This window comes from Anaerostipes sp. CAG:276 (assembly GCF_000432215.1).
GTDB classification, from domain to species: Bacteria; Bacillota; Clostridia; order Lachnospirales; family Lachnospiraceae; genus Anaerostipes; species Anaerostipes caccae.
In genome coordinates this window covers 27,611-43,789 of sequence record NZ_FR889177.1, presented here as the reverse complement: position 1 = coordinate 43,789, position 16,179 = coordinate 27,611, and the positions used below count along the sequence as shown (strand labels likewise).

The 16,179-nt window shown below is 45.5% G+C and carries 16 protein-coding genes; 9 read left to right on the top strand and 7 right to left on the bottom strand.

Annotated elements, in window-relative coordinates:
- Nucleotides 1-4: 4 nt before the first annotated feature.
- Nucleotides 5-268: a 30S ribosomal protein S20 gene (rpsT, locus tag QVP35_RS02810; RefSeq protein WP_009289501.1), complete on the bottom strand. Its 264-nt coding sequence runs from the start codon at nt 266-268 to the stop codon at nt 5-7.
- 197 nt (nt 269-465) lie between these two features.
- Between rpsT and gpr the strand changes: the two genes are divergently transcribed.
- The 4 genes from gpr (at nt 466) to hemW (ending at nt 5,494) form a co-directional block, all read left to right on the top strand.
- Entirely contained in the window at nt 466-1,329 is an 864-nt protein-coding gene (gpr, locus tag QVP35_RS02805) for a GPR endopeptidase (protein WP_009289502.1), read from the top strand.
- A gap of 9 nt (nt 1,330-1,338) precedes the next feature.
- On the top strand, nt 1,339-2,454 hold the full coding sequence (spoIIP, locus tag QVP35_RS02800) for a stage II sporulation protein P (RefSeq protein WP_006566749.1): 1,116 nt from the start codon (nt 1,339-1,341) through the stop codon (nt 2,452-2,454).
- Nucleotides 2,455-2,556: 102 nt separating this feature from the next.
- On the top strand, nt 2,557-4,368 hold the full coding sequence (lepA, locus tag QVP35_RS02795) for a translation elongation factor 4 (protein ID WP_009289503.1): 1,812 nt from the start codon (nt 2,557-2,559) through the stop codon (nt 4,366-4,368).
- Nucleotides 4,358-5,494, top strand: coding sequence for a radical SAM family heme chaperone HemW (hemW, locus tag QVP35_RS02790; RefSeq protein ID WP_022260772.1), 1,137 nt, complete (start codon nt 4,358-4,360; stop codon nt 5,492-5,494). The genes lepA and hemW overlap by 11 nt, the downstream gene beginning before the upstream one ends.
- Here hemW and QVP35_RS02785 read toward each other — a convergent pair.
- From QVP35_RS02785 to QVP35_RS02760, 6 genes are all read right to left on the bottom strand, one after another.
- Nucleotides 5,489-6,367 (bottom strand): S8 family peptidase, encoded by an 879-nt coding sequence (locus tag QVP35_RS02785; RefSeq protein WP_009289506.1) that lies wholly within the window; start codon nt 6,365-6,367, stop codon nt 5,489-5,491. The two genes, hemW and QVP35_RS02785, sit on opposite strands and share 6 nt — an antisense overlap.
- A gap of 76 nt (nt 6,368-6,443) precedes the next feature.
- Nucleotides 6,444-7,187: an ABC transporter permease gene (locus QVP35_RS02780; protein ID WP_009289507.1), complete on the bottom strand. Its 744-nt coding sequence runs from the start codon at nt 7,185-7,187 to the stop codon at nt 6,444-6,446.
- A gap of 4 nt (nt 7,188-7,191) precedes the next feature.
- Nucleotides 7,192-7,908, bottom strand: coding sequence for an ABC transporter ATP-binding protein (locus QVP35_RS02775; RefSeq protein WP_009289508.1), 717 nt, complete (start codon nt 7,906-7,908; stop codon nt 7,192-7,194).
- Between the two features lie 72 nt (nt 7,909-7,980).
- The gene (locus tag QVP35_RS02770; RefSeq protein ID WP_009289509.1) at nt 7,981-8,724 is read right to left on the bottom strand and encodes a MerR family transcriptional regulator; all 744 of its coding nucleotides are present in this window, start codon (nt 8,722-8,724) and stop codon (nt 7,981-7,983) included.
- Between the two features lie 146 nt (nt 8,725-8,870).
- A complete protein-coding gene (locus tag QVP35_RS02765; RefSeq protein WP_006566756.1) occupies nt 8,871-9,887 on the bottom strand; it encodes a glycosyltransferase family 2 protein in 1,017 nt (338 codons plus the stop codon).
- Nucleotides 9,888-9,954: 67 nt separating this feature from the next.
- Nucleotides 9,955-11,865, bottom strand: a complete 1,911-nt coding sequence (locus QVP35_RS02760; protein WP_009289510.1) for an ABC-F family ATP-binding cassette domain-containing protein — start codon at nt 11,863-11,865, stop codon at nt 9,955-9,957.
- Nucleotides 11,866-12,017: 152 nt separating this feature from the next.
- Between QVP35_RS02760 and QVP35_RS02755 the strand changes: the two genes are divergently transcribed.
- From QVP35_RS02755 to QVP35_RS02735, 5 genes are all read left to right on the top strand, one after another.
- Nucleotides 12,018-12,677, top strand: a complete 660-nt coding sequence (locus QVP35_RS02755; protein WP_009289511.1) for a redox-sensing transcriptional repressor Rex — start codon at nt 12,018-12,020, stop codon at nt 12,675-12,677.
- Between the two features lie 16 nt (nt 12,678-12,693).
- Nucleotides 12,694-13,056: a holo-ACP synthase gene (gene acpS, locus QVP35_RS02750; RefSeq protein ID WP_006566759.1), complete on the top strand. Its 363-nt coding sequence runs from the start codon at nt 12,694-12,696 to the stop codon at nt 13,054-13,056.
- Complete coding sequence (locus QVP35_RS02745; protein ID WP_009289513.1) at nt 13,053-14,534, top strand: bifunctional ADP-dependent NAD(P)H-hydrate dehydratase/NAD(P)H-hydrate epimerase; 1,482 nt, start codon at nt 13,053-13,055, stop codon at nt 14,532-14,534. The genes acpS and QVP35_RS02745 overlap by 4 nt, the downstream gene beginning before the upstream one ends.
- The gene (gene alr, locus QVP35_RS02740; protein ID WP_022260771.1) at nt 14,518-15,684 is read left to right on the top strand and encodes an alanine racemase; all 1,167 of its coding nucleotides are present in this window, start codon (nt 14,518-14,520) and stop codon (nt 15,682-15,684) included. Before QVP35_RS02745 ends, alr begins: the two co-directional genes overlap by 17 nt.
- Before the next feature lie 117 nt (nt 15,685-15,801).
- The gene (locus QVP35_RS02735; RefSeq protein WP_006566762.1) at nt 15,802-16,149 is read left to right on the top strand and encodes a type II toxin-antitoxin system PemK/MazF family toxin; all 348 of its coding nucleotides are present in this window, start codon (nt 15,802-15,804) and stop codon (nt 16,147-16,149) included.
- Nucleotides 16,150-16,179: the final 30 nt, after the last annotated feature.

Genomic DNA, 16,179 nt, shown 5'->3' with positions numbered 1-16,179 from the left:
AAAATTAAGCTACAGAATTGACTGCTTTTGTCAGGCGGGAAACCTTTCTTGCAGCAGTGTTCTTGTGGAAAATTCCTTTGGATGCTGCTTTGTTGATCTCTGAGATACAAGCTGTTAATGCTTCGTTTGCAGCAGTTTTGTCTCCTGCGGCAACAGCTGCTTCTACATTTTTGATATATGTTTTTACTTTCGTTTTGATCGCTTTGTTTCTTTCAGTCTTTGTGTTGATTACAAGAATTCTCTTCTTTGCAGATTTGATATTTGCCAATGTGGGCACCTCCATATAATAATTGTACTTATCTTTTCGTTCGGTGTTTACTTCGAAGCGAGACACGGTTATAGCTTCTATAAACATACTCCTCTATTTTATAGAAGTCTGTCCGATCTGTCAATGCAAAAGTTCCTGTTTTTACATATTTTTTTGGATTCTTTTCATACTAAGGACAGGAAGAAAGGAGAATCAGGATGCAGAACAGAACAGACTTAGCGTTAGAACTAAAAGAAGAAGCGGAGGAGCAATCCAGTCTGAAGGGAGTTTCTATGAAGACGAGGATCGATGCCTCCAATGATATAAAAGAGACAAGAATTACGATTAAGGACAAAGAAGGAGAACAGATTCTTGGAAAGCCCATGGGACAGTATATTACTATTGAGACAAGAGATCTGTCATCAAATGACGGCAGCTATCATAAAGAAATGAGTGAGGCTTTGTATTTGAACTTAAAAGAAATGATTCCGCGGAATGCGAAAGTGTTTGTGGCAGGTCTTGGGAATTCTGAGGTTACGGCCGATTCCCTGGGGCCTAAGGTTGTCAATAATCTCTGGATTACCCGCCACCTGAAAAGAGAGGGTTATTTAAAGGATGCCATGGAACTCAGCGCTATCGCGCCGGGAGTCATGGCACAGACTGGAATTGAAACGTCAGAAGTGCTGGAAGCATTGGCCGAAAAGATCCAGCCGGATCTTTTGATTGCTGTGGATGCCCTGGCGGCAAGAAGTTCTTCCAGGCTTAACAAGACGATTCAGATCAGTGATACCGGAATCGCACCGGGATCCGGTGTGGGAAACCACAGAAATGAGATCACAGAAAGAACGATCGGAATCCCGGTCCTTGCCATAGGAGTTCCTACGGTCATTTCTGTTTCCGCCATCATCAGTGATATTGTGGGAAATGAGTCGGATAACGAAGATATTCTGGAAATGCTTGACGAGGACTTTACTTCTATGCATGTGACACCGAAAAATATTGACGAATCCATTAAAAGAATCAGTTACACAATTTCAGAGGGAATTAATCATTTACTGCATAATCATATAAAAGCTGAATAAAATGATGATATGGGAAAAAAGAGAAGAGCAGCGGGATGTGTCTTGCTTGCCGTCTTTCTTATCATGGGAATCCGTTATTTTTCCGGGCATCCGGACATGGTGTCCACGGCTGTCCAGAATTATTATCTTAAAGCAGTAAATGAGCTGATTCCGTCCTATCACAGCGGCGGACAGCCGATTTACGGATCAGTGCTGAATAAGATCATAACGACCTACCGGAATGACATTGTGCCGTCTATCTGTTACAGTGAAAATTATTCCGAGGTTAAAAGTTCTGATTTAGTAAAAAATCAGTTCTATGATCTGGAGGATAATGAACAGAGCGGAGTCCGGGTAGATGAAGTACCGGCAAAGAAGACCGTGTTCAACAGTAAAAAGTGGAACGATCCGAATTATTTAAGAAAATATATTTATCAGGTAGACAGCACTACGATGGTGACGAACAGTGAGATCAACGGAAAGGTTCTTTTAAATAAGGACCTTTCTCTGAAGAAATCAAAGCAGCCCCAGATTTTGATCTTTCACACTCACGGCAGTGAAGCTTATAAAGACAGCAGGAAAGGAGAAAAGTCAGACACTGTCATAGGAGCCGGAGATGTTCTTACAAAACTTCTTAGGGAACAATATGGGATCAATGTGATACATGACAGAGGGATCTATGATGTTAAAAACGGAAAGGAAGACCGGTCAAAAGCATATTATTATGCTGCGGCCTCTGTTGAGAGATATCTGAAAAAATATCCGAGTATCCAGGTGGTGATTGATCTGCACAGAGACGGAGTGAAGGAGAGTACAAAGCTTGTCTCTAAACAAAATGGAGTGGAAATGGCCCAGTTTATGTTTTTTAACGGCATCAGCCGGACTGCCAAAAATGGAGATATCAAATACCTTAAAAATCCAAACAAAAAGACGAATCTGGCATTCAGCCTGCAGCTTCAGGCGGAGGCAATGAAAAAATATCCGGGTCTTACCAGGAAGATTTACATCAAGGGATACCGTTACAATCTGCATTACAGAGGACGCAGTCTTCTGATCGAATTGGGCGCTCAAAACAACACGGTAAAGCAGGCTAAAAATGCAATGAAACCGCTGGCGGAAATTTTAAATGATGTGTTATACCCTTAGAGGACCTACATAAATATAAACAAAGAAAAAGGTTGAAATAGACTTTCAGCCTTTTTTTTGCTATACTAAATCGAATATGTTTATTTGCAACAGGAGGAAACTATGACAATCGATCAGAGTAAAATCCGCAATTTTTGTATTATTGCGCATATAGATCACGGTAAGTCCACATTGGCAGACCGTATCATTCAAAAAACAGGCACCCTGACTGACAGAGAGATGCAGGAACAGGTGCTGGACAATATGGATCTGGAGAGGGAACGCGGGATCACGATTAAATCACAGGCAGTCCGTATTGTATACAAGGCAGAGAACGGCGAGGAGTATATTTTCAATCTGATAGACACGCCGGGACATGTGGATTTCAACTATGAAGTTTCCAGGAGCCTGGCGGCATGCGAGGGAGCTGTCCTTGTGGTAGATGCCGCACAGGGCATTGAGGCGCAGACTTTGGCAAACGTTTATCTTGCTCTGGACCATGACCTGGAGATTATGCCGGTCATCAATAAGATCGATCTTCCGAGCGCAGATCCGGAAAGAGTAAAGACAGAAATTGAAGATGTCATCGGTATTGAAGCGGAGGATGCCCCCCTGATTTCGGCAAAAAACGGAATCAACATCGAGGACGTGCTGGAGCAGATCGTAATGAAGATTCCTGCGCCGTCCGGAGATCCTGAGGGACCGCTGCAGGGCTTGATCTTTGATAGTATTTATGATGCTTACAAGGGAGTCATTATCTTTGCAAGGATCAAAGAGGGCACGATCCGGCCGGGAACAAAGATGAAGATGATGGCATCCGATGCCGTGGCTGAGGTAGTGGAAGTCGGCATCTTCGGCGCGGGACAGTTCATTCCGTCGGAAGAACTCAGCGCCGGTATGGTAGGATATGTGACGGCCAGTCTTAAAAATGTCCAGGATACCACGGTCGGAGACACGATTACAGATGCAGACAATCCATGCAGCGAGCCGCTTCCGGGTTATAAAAAAGTAAACCCAATGGTATTCTGCGGGCTTTATCCGACCGACGGAGCAAAATATCCTGATCTTCGGGATGCCCTGGAAAAGTTACAGCTGAATGATGCTTCACTGCAGTTTGAGCCGGAGACATCAGTGGCGCTTGGATTCGGATTCCGCTGTGGATTCTTAGGGCTTTTGCACCTGGAGATCATCCAGGAGCGTTTGGAAAGGGAATACAATCTGGATCTGGTGACCACTGCACCGGGCGTTGTATACCGGGTATATAAGACTGACGGTACGATGATTGAGCTGACCAATCCGTCCAATCTTCCGGATCCATCCCAGATTGATTATATGGAAGAACCGATTGTTTCAGCAGAGATTATGGTCACATCCGACTATGTGGGAGCGATCATGGGACTGTGCCAGGAGCGCAGAGGCGTTTATATCGGAATGGAATATATCGAGGAAGGACGGGCTGTTTTAAGGTATGAACTTCCGCTCAATGAAATCATTTATGACTTTTTCGATGCCCTGAAATCACGCTCCAGAGGGTATGCATCTCTGGATTATGAGATGAAGGGATATCAGAGATCAGAGCTCGTGAAACTGGATATCCTGATCAACAAAGAAGAAGTAGATGCACTGTCCTTCATCGTTCATGCCGAGACGGCTTACGAGAGGGGAAGAAAAATGTGTTCCAAGCTGAAGGAAGAAATTCCAAGGCATTTATTTGAAATCCCTATACAGGCGGCAGTGGGCAGCAAGATCATTGCCAGGGAGACCGTAAAGGCTATGCGGAAAGATGTGCTGGCCAAGTGCTACGGCGGCGATATCTCCAGGAAAAGAAAACTTCTGGAGAAACAGAAACAGGGAAAGAAGCGGATGCGTCAGGTAGGCAATGTAGAAATTCCTCAGGAAGCATTCATGAGTGTGCTGAAATTAGATGAAGACTAGAGAACTTGAACTGTACCTTCATATACCGTTCTGCAAAAAAAAATGCAGTTACTGTGATTTCTGTTCGTTTCCGGCCGGAGATGATGAGATCAGCAGCTATATACGAAAGCTTCGGCAGGAAATTCTGCACTGGGGAAGGCTTCTTAAACGCCCGTCAGTGAGCACGGTATTTATCGGAGGAGGAACTCCTTCCCTGATTCCGGGAGCACAGATAGAATCTTTGATGAATACGGTCAGAGATTCTTTTTCCTGTGCAGAAAACATGGAGTGCACGATCGAAGCCAATCCCGGCACTGTCACAAGAGAAAAACTTTCGGCCTATCAAAACTGCGGGATCAACAGGATCAGTTTCGGACTTCAGAGCGCGAGGGAAGAAGAACTGAAGATTTTAGGCCGGATTCACACATTTGAGGACTTTGTCTCGGGATTTTATATGGCCCGGGACTGCGGATTCCAAAACATCAATGTAGATCTGATGAATGCGGTTCCTATGCAGACGATGGAGTCGATGGAACAGACCCTGTTAAAAACTGCAGAACTTGAGCCGGAACATCTCTCAGTTTACAGCCTGATCATCGAAGAAGGGACACCTTTTTATGATATGAAAGGGCTGGATGATCTCCTGCCGACGGAAGATGAGGACGCGGCCATGTATGAAAGGACGGAAAAGATCCTTCATACCTTAGGCTATGAAAGGTATGAGCTGTCAAACTATGCCAGACCGGGATATGAATGCAGACATAACTGCGGATATTGGACAGGGAAACCATACCTGGGATTTGGTTTGGCGGCGTCTTCTTATTTTAGGGGAAAACGCTTTACAAATCCGGCAGATATGGAAAAATACCTGTCAATAACAGATTTTAGCGGCATATTTGAAAAAGAAACAGAACTGACCAAAAAAGAAGAGATGGAAGAGTATATGTTTTTGGGGCTACGGATGACAAAAGGGATCTCAAAAACGGAATTTTCCAAGCGGTTCGGGACAGGTATCCTGGATGTTTACCGGGAACCTATCCAAGAACTCTCTGGAAAAGGCTTGTTAGAACAGGATGCCGAAAGAATCTGGATCCCGCAGCAGGCCTTGTTTTTAAGCAATCAGGTAATGATGGAGTTTCTTTTATAGATCCAGAAGTTTCTGAACGTTGATCTGTCCCCATCCCTGATGATTTCTCGGAGTGGAAAGCTTGTCACAATTGTACCGAAGTTTCATTTTTACATCTTTGTTCGTATAATACGGGTAACGCTCCAAAAGCAGGGCGATGGCCCCGGAAACTGCCGGTGTTGCCATGGAAGTGCCGCTCTTGATGCTGTGCCCTCCGTTCAGGCCGCAGGAATATATATTTGTTCCGGGAGCCACAACGTCCGGCTTCATGACGCAGGAAGAGGTAGGCCCTCTGCTGGAATAATTTTTTGCAAAGCGCTGAGAACCCATGGGACGGCTGGCATCGTCGCTGGAGCCTACGGTAATGATCTTGCGGCTGTTGCCCGGCGCTGTGATGGAATGATCTCTGGGGCCGTTATTTCCGCTGGCGATGCAGACGACCAGTCCGTCATCCCACAGCTGGTTGACCTGCTTCACAATCGCATTGGCAGCTTCGTCATTTCCGGAAGCAGGAGTGCCGATAGAAATATTTACAATCCGGATTCCATACTGTTTGTGAAAATGGTGGATCCAGGACAGGCCGTTTAAGAACGTGCGCTGATTCCCGTTTCCAAGCGCATCCAGAACCTTGAGGGAAATAATATGTGCTGCAGGTGCAATGCCGCAGCTTGCAGATGCGGCAATCCCCGCGATATGGGTCCCGTGTCCATTGTCATCATAAGGATATGATCTGTGGTGTACATAATCTATGAATCCGGCGATCCGCTGATCGGCCGGATAAAATTCTTTATGGGGATAGATACCGGTATCCAGGAAGGCAATCCCTATATTCTTCCCCAGGAAGCCATGTTTATGGGCGATATCCGCATGGATGATCTGTGATATTAGCTTCATAAAATATTGTCTCCTAATAAGTGTTATAGTATAGAATACGCCGGAAACACAGAAAAGCCAGAACATTTTGCGCAGGCTATTCCCACTGAAAGAATTTGGGGGATGCGAAGGTACAGATTACTGCGATGCAGACAATGGTCACAGCCGGAACAATCACACTGCCAAGCTCCTCTCCCAGAGAAGCGGCTTTCAGTAGCTTGATTCCCTGAGTCAGCGGCATGATATCTGCAGTTTTCTGCAGCACTTTGGGCATGACTTCATAGGGCAGCGTTGCGCCTGAAAAAATCAGCATCGGAAAGTACAGCAGACTTGCGGCGACACTCGCTATCTTAGTATTCGGAGCAATACCGCCTACCAGCATGCCGATGCTGAACATAGACACAATGACCAGGAGATAACATCCCAGAAAACTCAAAAAAGATCCGCGGAACTGATATCCAAAGAAAAGAACGGCTTCGGCATAGAGCAGGATCAGAGAAACAGCCGCATATAAAGTATAAATTGTCACCTGTACCGCTAAGATCATGGAAGGGCTGACCGGCGTAACCTTGTAGCGCTTTAAAATACCCTTGCTCCGATAATCAGAGACAACCAGCGGCAATCCCATCACACCTCCTGCACAGATGGATATGGTGGTGACGGCTCCGAACGACTGTTCCAGAAATGAGTATCCGGCACCGCCGAATGCGGGTCTGTCTCCATAAATAATTCCCATGACTGCCAGTACCGCAAGAGGCACACAGATTGCAAAAATAAACATATCCATTCCTCTCAGAGATAATTTTAATTCTGTTTTCAGCATTGTCTTAAAAGTTTTCATCAATTCATTCCTCCTCGTCTGTATACCAAAGATAAGCGTCTTCAAAATGATCAAAAGGACTCGATGCAACTGCCTCCGCCGCCGTACCGTAAAATATGATGTTTCCCTTTTTTAAAATACAGATGCAGTCACACAGGTTCTCGATCTCATCCATAAAATGGGACGTCAGGAAAATCGTCAGTCCATCTTCCTTGAGTGAGGAGAGTATATTCCACACTTGGCGTCTGGCCCTGGCGTCCAGACCGGTCGTCAGCTCGTCCAAAAAGACAACTTCAGGATTGGGTATGAGTGCGAGGATAATAAATAGTCTTTGTTTCTCGCCGCCGGATAAATCTTTGATCTGGCTTTTGGCTTTTTCGGAAATTCCAAACTTTTGCAGTAGTTTTTTCGGATCTGCGGATTCCTGATAGAGAGCAGCGGTAACTTCACAAAGTTCTGAGACGGTAATATTATCCTGATAAGCTGCCTCCTGAAATTGGACACCTACCTTTTGAAACAGCTGCTTTCTGGATGTCTGCGGATTCATTCCCAGAATGGATATGGTTCCGCTGTCTGCCGTCTTTGTACCTAAAATGCATTCAATCGTTGTGCTCTTGCCTGCGCCATTGGCCCCGATCAGGCCGAAAACTGTTCCGCGCTTTACGGATAAACTGATATTGTCTGCCGCAGGCGTTTTGTTGTAGGTTTTACATAATTTTTCTGCTTTGATCACTTCATTCATGAAGGATACCTCCTTGTTTTATTGTAAAAAAAGAATACCACCAACGAAAACATTGGTGGTAAAGTGGAGGGTTTAAGAAAATTGTTTTTTCATTCTTTTTAAGCTGCATATCATTTTCAAAACATTATTCTCGGCAGTCAGCAGAGAAGTAACCAGTTTGTCGCACACCGCAATAATTTCGTCATCTTTATTGGGAGTATCCAAAACTTCTTTGATATCAATCCCGGGATTTTTTGACAGGTGCCCAAGCAGACGCAGAATGGATTCCAAAGAATAATTTGCACACCTCAGGGAGCGAATGATTTTGAGCCTCTGTATATCCTGACTCGTATATATGCGGTATCCATTCTGCCTGCGTTTTACAGTCAAAAGGCCGTTCATTTCCCAATTTCTCAGAGCATCCATAGAAATGCCGAGATACCGGGAGACTTCCCTGCGTTTCATGGGATGGGTATGTTCCTGTGATCCGCCGGATAAAATCTCTGTTACGATTTCGACTGCCTCTTCGGCATTGGCTTGTTCCTTTCTGATCTGTGCCAGGTATTCTTCTGCCAATACCAGAGCCCTGGGAAAATCACAGGATGCCGCTGTTTTTACAATCCGGACAGCCTTTTTTCTCAGTCCGTTCTGCAGTACCTCCATTTGAAAAGCCAGCCGGGCCAGCCGGAACTGCTCAATATTAAGATCAGTAAAAATGCGGTATCCATTGCTCTGCCGTTCCGGTTTTGAGATCAGCCCTGCGTTTTCGTACAGCCGGACAGTATTGGGATGAATTCCTATGAGCTTTGCAACCTCAGATGTTTTATAAGTATTCATGTAAAAACCTCCATTCATGGCTCCAGCATAACACAGATCAGAAATATGGTGATATAGTGGAGGGTTTTGGACTCCGCGTTACAATTTTCTTACAGAATAAAAAATGACATTGGTTTGATGGTTCCCAATGTCATTTTTCGACTGATTTAATTAAATCCAATGAACTTCCGTGCTGCTTTGTAAGCTGCGATGACAACTTTCCGGCCTCCGTAGCCCGGGAGGTTTACGGCATTTCCAACAAGAGATCCCCGGATCTGACGGTATAGTTTTGTGTTTTTCGATTTCAGGTACTTCCAGAGTTCCTTCTTCATCTGAAGATGCTCCGGTATGCCGGATTTGATGGCAATGACAGATGATACCGTCATGATGATGCTCAGATAGTGTTTCATGTAGCGGTATAACGGCTTGTTTACCAGCTCAAAGCTGCTCATATAATCGATCATGGCTTTGGTGACAAAAAACTGCTGGTCGATCCGTTTGATCATATTGGCTTCATTGACAGACTGATCGTCCCTTCCGATGAAGTAGCGGTAAAAATTTACATCCAGATAGTAAATCGTCTTCACATATGGAAGCGGTTTGAAAACGTAAAGGTTGTCTACATAAAAAGTATGTTCCGGCAGGCACAGACGGCACTCATGGAGAAGAGAAGTACGGTAAATGACGGAATGCATGAGAATGTACTGACTCAGAGGAAAACGCTTTACATCATCCCAGGTAAAAATCTGTTCAACCGGGATCGTATGGCGGTAATGAATCACGGTTTTTCTCTTCACACCCTGTTTCTCATAGACATAGTTTGACATAAACATGTCTATAATGGTTCCCTGGCGGTAAAAGGTCTCTAATTGATTGAAGATTTCCTCATAGGCATGTTCGTTTACCCAGTCGTCACTGTCCACCACCTTAAAATAAATCCCTTTGGCATGAGCGATACCAGTGTTTACTGCACCGCCGTGGCCTTTGTTCTTTTGATGGATCGCCCGGCAGATACCGGGATATTTGTTTTCATATTCATCGGCGATCATGCCGGTATTGTCCGTGGAACCATCGTCTATGATGAGGATCTCAACTTTGTCTCCTCCGGTCAGCAATGTATCTATGCAGTGTCTCATATATTCCTGGGAATTATAACACGGCACAGCAAACGATATTAATTTCATTTTGTAACCTCCTAAAAATGGTACTTAGTCTATTATAACAAATTTTTGTAAAAATACCATGGCATTTTCACTCAGTTTCTTCTGACAGGGTCTCCCATTCTTCATAAAGGGTTTCCAGATGTTCCTCATTCCGGACTTTGGCAGCGGAGAGTTCCAGCAGTTTCTTTGTGTTGACTGCGTTCTCCGGCAGACACATTTCTTCGTCAAGCTTTGTGCTTTCCGCTTCCAGTTCCTCGATTTCCTGTTCTATTTTTTTCAGGCGGTTTTCTCTTTTCCGACGCTTTGCGTCTTCTTCCTTTTGCTTCTGCCAGCTCAGCTTCGTATCGGATACAGACTCAGTTTCAGCGTTCTGTACCTCTTTCGTGCCTTCCTTCTCCTTTTCGATAAGATAGTGCTGGTAGTCGCCCGGATAAGAGTGCAGACCGTCTTTCGGAGAGAGTTCCAAAATTCTTGTGGCTGTCTTGTTGATAAAATAGCGGTCGTGAGACACGTAAAGAACCGTGCCTGTGTACTGGGACAGGGCGGATTCCAGGATTTCTTTGGAGTGAATGTCCAGGTGGTTGGTAGGCTCATCAAGAATCAGAAAATTGGCATGGGAAAGCATAAGTTTCGCAAGAGATACCCGTCCCTTTTCACCGCCGCTTAAGGAAGAAACAAGTTTAAAGACATCTTCTCCTTTAAAAAGGAAAGCAGCCAGTGTATTTCTGATTTTTGTGTTGGTCAGTTCCGGAAAGGAATCAGATATCTCCTCGAAGATTGTCTTATCCGGATGCAGGTTGTCCTGTGCCTGATCGTAATATCCGATGGAAACTTGGGAACCGAGCTTAATCAGTCCTTTGTTTTTGGCAATTTGTTTGCAGATGATTTTTAACATCGTAGTCTTGCCGGTTCCGTTGGCGCCGATCAATGCCACGCGCTCACCGCGAAATATTTCAAAATTTATATCGGAAAACAGCATATGCGGCCCGAAACTTTTTTCCAGATGTTCCACCGTTAAGACATCGTTTCCGCTGATCACCGACGGTTCGATGGCAAAGCGCATTTTTCCGTCGACTTCCACAGGCTTTTCGATCACATCAATTTTGTTCAGCATCTTTTCACGGCTCTCGGCCCGGCGGATGGATTTTTCCCGGTTAAATTGTTTTAGTTTTTCAATGACCGCCTTCTGGTGACGGATCTCCTGCTGCTGGTTTTCGTACTCCTTCAAGCGGATTGCCTTTACCTGATCCCTTTTTTTAATAAAAGAAGTGTAGTTGCCGTCAAAGAGCATCGCGTGACCCGACTCAATCTCCATGACTTTGTTGACGATCTTGTCCAGGAAATACCGGTCATGGGAGACCAGGATGACAGCGCCCTCATAGTGGCTTAAATAGGTTTCCAGCCACTGGATCGAATCTACATCCAAATGGTTGGTAGGCTCATCCAGGAGAAGGATCTCTGGCTTCATCAGCAGGAGTTTTCCGAGAGCGACCCTTGTCTTTTGTCCTCCGGACAGAGTCTCGATTTTTTTTTGAAAATCTTCCTCTTGAAACCCGAGTCCTTTTAAGATTCCTGTGATCTCACTTTTATAAGCAAAACCGTTTTTCTGTTCAAATAAATGAGTGGCCCTGGTGTATTCCTCCATCTTTTCTTCGAGCTCTGTGCCGCTTAAATGCTTCATCATATGCTCCAGAGAGCGGAGTTTTTTGTCCAGTTCGATCACATCCTGTTTTATGGTCAAAAGCTCTTCATAAATGGTGCGGGAAGAAGTATGGTCCTGATGCTGTGCGAGATAGCCGATATCGGCGTCCTTCTTTTTGTGGATCTCCCCGTCATCGGGTGTCATCTGATCCATGATGATCTTGAGCAGGGTGGACTTTCCGGCACCGTTTAAGCCGATGACGGCAAGCCGGTCCTTTTCATTGATATGAAAGGAAATTCCTTTCAGGACTTCCTGGTCGACAAATGTTTTATGTATATTCTGACAAGATAAAACCATAGTGCACTCCTTCAAAATTTCTAAGCTGTAAAAATTCTTTATAAGCATAACATAATTTCTGAAAAAACGCACTGAAAAGTTTGACAGATATTAGACAATCTTATATAATTTATTTAATTTGAGTAGTTAATAAAATAAGTGGGAGGGTAATAATGTCATCAATGGATAAGAATATATCACCGGCAGTTATAAAGAGATTACCTAGATATTACCGTTATTTGGGGGCTTTGAAAGCAAAAAATATTACGAGGATCTCATCCAAAGAGCTGAGCGAGAGGATGAAAGTAACTGCATCCCAGATCCGGCAGGACCTGAATAATTTTGGAGGTTTCGGGCAGCAAGGATACGGCTACAATGTAGAAAATCTTTACGTGGAGATCGGAAAGATTCTGGGACTTGACAAAAGCAATCAGATGATCATCGTTGGTGCCGGCAATCTGGGGCAGGCATTGGCTAATTATCAGGATTTTAACAATAACAGCATTGGTTTTCAGGTGATTGCGCTGTTCGATGTGAATCCGAAGCTGATCGGCATCACGGTGCACGGAGTGGAAGTGCACGATATTGACGATATGGAAGAGTTTATAAAGAATCATGAGATCAAGATTGCAGCCCTCACGCTTCCGCAGGACCAGGCGCCGAAGATTGCCAAAGATCTTGTGTCGTGGGGCATCAAAGGATTTTGGAACTTTGCCCCTGTGGATCTCACGCTGCCGGACAGTGTGACCGTGGAGAATGTCCATTTGGCAGAAAGCCTCATGACGCTGACTTACAATATTCACAGCAGGGAAGACAGCGAAGGCGCGGAGTAAAGACGGGAGGAACGCCATGATTGTCGGTATAGGAACTGACCTGATAGAAATCGGGCGGGTACAGAAGATGGTGGAGAGAAAGAACCGCCTGAGCCGGATTTTTTCAGAAGAGGAACTGGCATGCGCAGGTTTAAACAGTACGACTCTTGCTGGTAATTTTGCAGTTAAAGAAGCCGTTTCCAAGGTATTTGGAACCGGCTTCTTCGGATTGGAGCCCTATGAGATCGGAGTGTTTCGGAATTCAAAAGGAGCACCTTATGTGAAACTCACAGGCAGAGCCGAAAAAATGGCATCAGATAGGAAGATTACGAAATTTCATGTGTCGGTTACGAACACAGGGGGGCTGGCACAGGCTTTTGTCATAGGAGAGTGTCTATGAAATATGTTTTAAAAAATCAGGAAATGCAGGATGTTGATAAGGAGACCATACAGAAGATAGGGATTCCTGGCCTGGTGCTGATGGAGAGGGCCAGCGAAAAAATTGCCCGAAGGCTCATGGAAACAGTCAGAAAAAATAACAGGATTCTTTCTGTGGCAGGATGCGGAAATAACGGGGGAGATGCGCTGGCTGCGGCCAGAATCCTTCTGGAAGAAGGGTATTCAGTGGATTTTACAGTCGTAGGGGATCTGTCTCAGGCATCCGCAGACTTAAAGACGCAGTACGATATCCTTGCACGGCTTGGATATGAGCAAAAAGAAGAGATAGATTATAAGGATTATGACTGGATTTTGGAAGGACTGTTTGGCGTAGGCCTTTCCAGAGAGGTATCGGGGACATACCGTACTGCTGTGGAAAGGATTAATGGAAGCGGAGCTAAAGTCATGTCAGTCGATATTTCCTCCGGAATCAGCGGGGATACGGGAAAAGTCCTTGGATGCGCCGTAAAATCAGACGCTACGGTGACCTTCGGCGGTCCCAAGGCAGGACATCTGCTCTATCCGGGAAAAGAATATGCGGGCCGGCTGTATGTAGAAAAGATCGGTTTCTTTGATTCTGTTTTGAAGAAACATGCAGGGGGCTTCACATACGATAGGAAAGATTTAGAAAGACTTCCGGGCCGTTTTGCGGATTCTCACAAGGGCACCTACGGAAAAGTCCTGATCATAGCAGGAAATGAGACGATGTCTGGGGCTGCTTATTTTTCGGCAAAGAGTGCCCTGCGCATGGGCAGCGGACTGGTAAAGGTGATTTCCTGCGAAGCCAACCGTCCGATTCTGCAGTCCATGCTTCCGGAAGTGCTGTTCGGGACATATGAGGATGTAAAAGATGCCCTCGAATGGTGTGACTGTATCTTATTCGGACCCGGAATGGGAGTCTCAGAGCGGACCAAAGAATTATTAGAAGAAGTTTTACAGCGCGGAACAAAGCCTCTTTTGCTGGATGCGGACGGCCTGAATACGGTCAGCCGTTATGGAATGGAGATCGATCATCCGGGAGGGTGCGTTTTCACACCGCATCTTCTGGAAGCTGCAAGGCTCCTTGGAATATCCGCAGAGCAGGTGAAAGAAACTCTGACGGATGCGGGACAGAAGCTTTCGGACAGATTCCGCGCCACTGTTGTGCTGAAAGATGCGGCAACGCTTGTAGTGTCAGGCAGCCGGCCTGTTTATTATAACAGCAGCGGAAACAATGGAATGGCCACAGGGGGGAGCGGCGATGTCTTAAGCGGCATGATCGCAAGCCTCCTAGGGAGAGGCATGGAATGTTCTGAGGCTGCCGCCCTTGGTGTCTATATCCATGGGCTTGCAGGAGACCATGCCGCAGAAATTTTTGGACACAACAGCATGCTGGCATCAGACATCATTGAGTCAATCAGCAGTATTTTAGGAGGAATCAGCGATGAATCAGTATTATAGGGTATACGCAGCCATTGATCTGGATGCGGTCTGCCATAATATCAGTGAGATAAAAAAACTTGTGGGGCCGGATACAAAGATTATGCCGGTGATCAAAGCCGACGGCTACGGACACGGGGCGGTCCCGGTGGCGAAGGCATTGAATAAGATCGGCGTCGACGGTTTTGCGGTGGCGATCATTGAGGAAGGGATCGCTCTGAGAAAACAGGGAATCACAAAACCGATCCTAATTCTCGGATATACTTCGGAATATCAGTATGCTTCATTGATCCAGCATGAAATTGAACAGACGGTATTTTCTTATGAGATGGCGGAGGCGATCTCTAAATTTGCAGTTACAATGAAGAAGGACGCCAGGATACATATCAAAGTGGATACCGGAATGAACCGGATTGGTTTTAAGCCCACGGAGGAATCGGTCGGGCAGGTACAGCGTATTCAAAAACTTCCTAATATTAAAATTCAGGGAATTTTTACACACTTTGCATGTGCGGACGAGAAGGACAAGACATCGGCCAGACATCAGAAGGAACTGTTTGATCAGTTTGTCTCAAAGATTGAGGAAAAAGGGATCGAGATCCCGGTCAAGCACGTCTCCAACAGCGCAGCCATTATGGACCTCCGTGAATGCCGTATGGATATGGTCCGTTCCGGCATCATCACCTATGGGCTGTATCCCTCCGAGGAAGTGGATAAATCAGCCATTGATTTAAAGCCGGCACTTTCCCTGATCAGTCATGTGATCCATGTAAAAGAAGTGGGGCCGGGAGAAGGAGTCAGCTATGGCTCCACGTTCGTTACGGACAGAAAGACCAGAATCGCGACGATACCGGTAGGTTACGCTGACGGCTATCCGAGGGCCTTGTCTTCCAGGGGAAGGGTCATAATCCGGGGACAGTATGCGCCGATCATAGGAAGGATCTGTATGGATCAGTTCATGGTGGACGTGACCGATATTGAAGGAGTCAGCGTCATGGACCGGGTTACCCTGGTAGGGACAGAGGGAGATAAAAACATTTCGGTGGAAGAGGCGGCAGATCTGGCAGGTTCCTTTAACTATGAATTTGTCTGCGGGATCGGAAAAAGAGTTCCAAGAGTATACTTTCAGGACGGGAAGGCAAAAGAGGCAGTGGACTATCTGGAAGACTGAGAAATTCTAAAGCCGGACGAAAATCGTCTGGAAAATAGGATTAAGTTGAATACTTCTGAAAGAAATGTCAATACTCTTCATAAACTATTATGAAAGAGATGGAGAGTGATTAGGCTTATGGTAATTAAGCGAGGAGATATTTTTTATGCAGACTTGAGGCCTGTTGTCGGCTCAGAGCAGGGAGGCGTCCGCCCGGTCATTATTTTGCAGAACGACGCGGGCAACCGATACAGTCCCACGGTCATCTGCGCAGCGATCACGAGCAAGATGAACAAGGCAAAACTTCCGACCCATGTGCCGGTGGACTGCAGGAAATGCCAGTTGGAAAAAGATTCGGTCATTTTGCTGGAACAGATCAGGACGATCGATAAAAGCCGGCTGAGAGAAAAGGTCTGTCATCTGAACAGTTCTATATTGGAGAAAGTTGACAAGGCATTAAAGATCAGTTTAAGTCTTGATACATAGATGGACAGATTGACCTTTTCTTCGTAAAAT